The sequence below is a fragment of the Streptococcus pseudopneumoniae genome (genome assembly GCF_001072375.1).
Taxonomy (GTDB): domain Bacteria; phylum Bacillota; class Bacilli; order Lactobacillales; family Streptococcaceae; genus Streptococcus; species Streptococcus pseudopneumoniae_L.
This window is the reverse complement of the sequence record NZ_JVKV01000060.1, coordinates 1-4,071: the sequence shown is the minus strand read 5'-3', so window position 1 is coordinate 4,071 and position 4,071 is coordinate 1. Positions and strand designations below refer to the sequence as shown.

Below are 4,071 nucleotides of genomic sequence, written 5' to 3'. Positions count from 1 at the left end.
TTGAAATGGGAAAGCGAGGTATGATTTTGTAAATCATTTTTTCCCGAGCCTTGAAATAAGAAAGCGAGGTGTGAGTTTGCAGATTTTTTAATCTTTCTAAAGTGGACGTTTGTTAGGCATGCCAGCCTTACGTGGATATTTGTTTGGAGTTTCCTTTTTCTTCTCAACAATAGTAATGTAGCGAGGGTCTCCGTTAGGAAGAGTGTAACTGAGGTTTTCTTCAACCTTACTAAAGAGAAGATTGAGGGCATTTTTAGCTTCAGTTAATTCCTCAGGTGCATTGCTAGCCTTTAGTGCAAGCAATTTTCCACCAACTTTTAAGTAGGGAATAGTCAACTCGGACAAGACCTGCATACGGGCAACTGCACGAGCTGTAACGATATCAAACTGAGCACGGAAGTTCTTATCTTGGGCGAAGTCTTCGGCACGTCCATGATAGAAGTGAACATTTTCTAAACCTAGTTCTTGGGCTAATAGATTCAGAAAGTTGATTCGTTTATTGAGAGAGTCAATAATGGTTACATCTAGATGAGGATAGAGGATCTTCATAGGAAGGCTAGGAAATCCTGCTCCAGCACCGATATCTAAGAGTTTAATAGGCTGGTTTTCAATCAATCCCTGTGTAATAGGAGCGATGGAATCATAGAAGTGTTTGAGATAGACTTCTTCTTTTTCTGTAATAGCAGTCAGGTTGATTTTTTCATTCCATTCAACCAAGAGTTCAAAATAACGTTCAAATTGAAATTTTTGCTGGTCAGAAAGATGAATCTTGTGTTCAGCTAGCAAGTTATAAAATGTTTCTGGTTTCATAGTAGTTTCCTTCTTAAGTATCATCTTATTTTACCACAAAAAGATGGAAATTTGATATACTAGTATTAATCTAAAAGCAGAAAGGAATTATATGATGACTTGGATTATTCTTGGAGTTCTTGCTCTTATTGTTATTTTCGTAATTGTTAGTTATAACGGTTTAGTTAAAAATCGTATGCAAACTAAGGAGGCATGGAGTCAGATTGATGTTCAGTTGAAACGTCGTAACGATCTCTTGCCAAACTTGATTGAGACCGTGAAGGGATATGCAAAGTATGAAGGTTCAACGCTTGAAAAAGTTGCAGAACTTCGTAATCAAGTAGCCGCAGCAACTTCACCAGCAGAAGCTATGAAGGCTAGTGATGCTCTTACACGCCAGGTTTCAGGTATTTTTGCCGTTGCAGAAAATTATCCAGACCTAAAAGCGAGTGGCAACTTTGCACAATTGCAAGAAGAGCTGACCAATACTGAAAATAAAATTTCTTACTCTCGCCAACTCTACAATAGTGTTGTTAGCAACTATAATGTTAAATTGGAGACTTTCCCAAGTAATCTAATTGCAGGACTTTTTGGTTTTAAAGTCGCTGATTTCCTTCAAACTCCTGAAGAGGAAAAGGCAGTACCTAAAGTCGATTTTAGTGGTTTAGGTGACTAGGATGTTGTATGATCAAATCGCGAGTAATAAGCGAAGAACTTGGATTTTACTACTAGTATTCTTTTTACTTTTGGCTTTGGTTGGATATGCAGTTGGTTACCTCTTTATGCGGTCTGGTCTTGGTGGCTTAGTTATCGCTCTGATTATCGGCTTTATCTATGCCTTGTCCATGATTTTTCAATCAACAGAGATAGTCATGAGCATGAATGGTGCGCGTGAGGTGAATGAGCAGACCGCACCAACCCTCTATCATGTTGTGGAAGATATGGCTATGGTTGCGCAAATCCCCATGCCACGTGTTTTCATCATCGATGATGCCAGCTTGAATGCCTTTGCTACGGGTTCAAATCCTCAAAATGCAGCTGTAGCAGCAACTTCAGGACTCTTAGCGGTTATGAATCGTGAAGAGTTAGAAGCGGTTATAGGCCATGAAGTCAGTCACATTCGTAACTATGATATTCGTATTTCTACTATCGCGGTTGCCCTTGCTAGTGCGATTACGCTTTTATCAAGTATGGCTGGACGCATGATGTGGTGGGGTGGTGCAGGCCGTGGTCGTAGAAGTGATGACCGTGATAGTGGTGGACTTGAAATTATTATGCTAGTTGTTTCTCTCCTAGCAATTGTTTTGGCTCCCCTAGCAGCAACTTTGGTACAACTAGCCATCTCTCGTCAGCGAGAATTTTTAGCAGATGCTTCAAGCGTGGAATTGACTCGTAATCCTCAAGGGATGATCAATGCTCTGCGTAAGTTGGACAATAGTAAACCAATGAGCCGTCATGTAGATGATGCTAGCAGTGCACTTTACATCAATGATCCTCAAAAGCGAGGTGGTTTGCAAAAACTCTTCTATACTCATCCGCCAATCTCAGAACGGATTGAGCGTTTACAACATATGTAAAAGAATCCAGAGATTTTCCTCTGGATTTTTGAGATTTTCTACATTTATAAATCTTGTAAATCAACGACTTCCAAACCATGTTCTGTCAAACGATAGATATTCGTACAGACTTCTTTTAAGAAACGTCGATCATGCGAAACAGTAACCAGACCACCGGGATAATTGGCAAAGAGTTTTCTGATTTCTGGTTGAGAAGTTGGAGAAAAATTTCGTGTGGGTTCATCCAGAAGGAGAAAGTTTGGTTTTCGCAGAACTAAATTCAAAAGAAGGAGTTTACCTTGTTGACCACCAGATAAGGAGCGGATATGGTGATGCATCTCTGGATAGCTGAAGTTGAGACTAGCTAAGTGAGATTGGATTTTCTGTAATTCCTCTTTGTGTCCAGTTTGGCTAAGAAATTCTACTGGAGATAGATCCAAATTCAATGTTTCTTGGTAATTTTGTGGCATAAATCCAAGTGAAATCTCACTTTTGCCACTTAGTAGTTGTTGTAACTTGGCTAACAGAGTCGATTTGCCAACTCCATTGGGACCGATGATGCCGATTTTATCTTGCCCCCAAACAGTTAGTTGGAGTTTTTGAGACAAAATTCGTTGGCCGATGGATAAAGTATCATTTTCCAGTCGAAGTAAGACTTTAGAAGCTGCTAATGGCTCTATTTCTGAAAAGAAAAGTTGGATTTCTTCCTCTTCAAGTGGCTTTTGGGTCATGGACTGAGCTGCTTTTTCGTAGCGTTTTTCTTGAGAAAGAACATTTTTCATCTTTTTAGCCAGTAGTCGTCCGGCAGTACTGTCTTTGGTAGCTCGAAGTGCAGTTTCTACCTTTTGCTTGACTCGGCGATGCTTTTCCATGGTTTTATCATAGGCTCGTTGGTCGTTGTCAGCTTGCTGGCTTTGTCTGGCAAAGTTAGCCTTCCTTTGGGCACTATAGCGATCATAGTCTAAGTGCTCGACTAGGGTTTCAGCTTCCTTTCGATGCTTGACTAGTCGCAAGTGGATAATGGTGTCTGCAGTTTGAGAGAGGAAGTCTTCATCATGAGAAATGAAAATAACGGTCTGCCTCATCTTCTGAATCTTACTTTTTAGCCAATCAACTGTCTCAAGGTCCAGGTCATTTGAAGGTTCATCTAAAAATAGAATCTCAAAGGGTTTGGCTAATTCATGGATGAGCTGAATTTTCAAAGCTTCTCCCCCCGAGAGATTCCCAATTTCTTGGTTGCTAGCAAAACGGTCGCTATCAAAATGCAATTCCTCAGCCAAGCGATAGAGAATGCTGTAGTCCAAATCAGTAGATTCTAAAAAGAAGTAGTCCTGTAGAGATTTTTTCTTCAGTTCTTCAGGGAGATGTTGAGGAATGTAGGCCAGGGACTGAAGGTCAGACTGGATTTCTCCCCTGATAGTGAAATCAGCTAATCTTTCTCCCATTAAAGTTCGAAGTAAGGTTGATTTGCCATTTCCTTCTTCACCAATAATAGCGACCTTTTCTCCGTCTTGGATAGTCATATTTAAATCGGAAATAAGGTCTCGTAAATCTTTGTTTTGAGTGATAGTTAGATGGTTAATTTTTATCATATTAATGCCCTTTCTAGAATGTCTATATTGCATAACAAAAAGCTCTACTTTACCTAGTAGAGCCCAAAGTCTATGTCAAAAAAACTCTTTTAATACTCTTCGAAAATCAAATTCAAACCACGTCAGCGTCGCCT

4 protein-coding genes are annotated in these 4,071 nt (G+C 39.9%); 2 read left to right on the top strand and 2 right to left on the bottom strand.

The genetic code is table 11. From position 1 onward, the window contains the following. Nucleotides 1-96: 96 nt before the first annotated feature. On the bottom strand, nt 97-810 hold the full coding sequence (gene rsmG / locus ADH31_RS04725; protein WP_049504222.1) for a 16S rRNA (guanine(527)-N(7))-methyltransferase RsmG: 714 nt from the start codon (nt 808-810) through the stop codon (nt 97-99). 94 nt (nt 811-904) lie between these two features. Between rsmG and ADH31_RS04720 the strand changes: the two genes are divergently transcribed. Next, a complete protein-coding gene (locus tag ADH31_RS04720; protein WP_049504224.1) occupies nt 905-1,465 on the top strand; it encodes a LemA family protein in 561 nt (186 codons plus the stop codon). 1 nt (nt 1,466) lies between these two features. Then, nucleotides 1,467-2,366: a zinc metalloprotease HtpX gene (gene htpX, locus ADH31_RS04715; RefSeq protein ID WP_000965043.1), complete on the top strand. Its 900-nt coding sequence runs from the start codon at nt 1,467-1,469 to the stop codon at nt 2,364-2,366. 44 nt (nt 2,367-2,410) lie between these two features. Here htpX and ADH31_RS04710 read toward each other — a convergent pair whose 3' ends face one another. Then, complete coding sequence (locus ADH31_RS04710) at nt 2,411-3,970, bottom strand: ATP-binding cassette domain-containing protein (RefSeq protein WP_049509232.1); 1,560 nt, start codon at nt 3,968-3,970, stop codon at nt 2,411-2,413. Nucleotides 3,971-4,071: the final 101 nt, after the last annotated feature.

What these genes read in the sequence shown, in the direction of transcription:
- htpX (WP_000965043.1), top strand. Translation starts at nt 1,467, where the DNA reads ATGTTGTATGATCAAATCGCGAGTAATAAGCGAAGAACTTGGATTTTA.
- ADH31_RS04710 (WP_049509232.1), bottom strand. Translation starts at nt 3,970, where the DNA reads ATGCAATATAGACATTCTAGAAAGGGCATTAATATGATAAAAATTAAC.
- ADH31_RS04720 (WP_049504224.1), top strand. Translation starts at nt 905, where the DNA reads ATGACTTGGATTATTCTTGGAGTTCTTGCTCTTATTGTTATTTTCGTA.
- rsmG (WP_049504222.1), bottom strand. Translation starts at nt 810, where the DNA reads ATGAAACCAGAAACATTTTATAACTTGCTAGCTGAACACAAGATTCAT.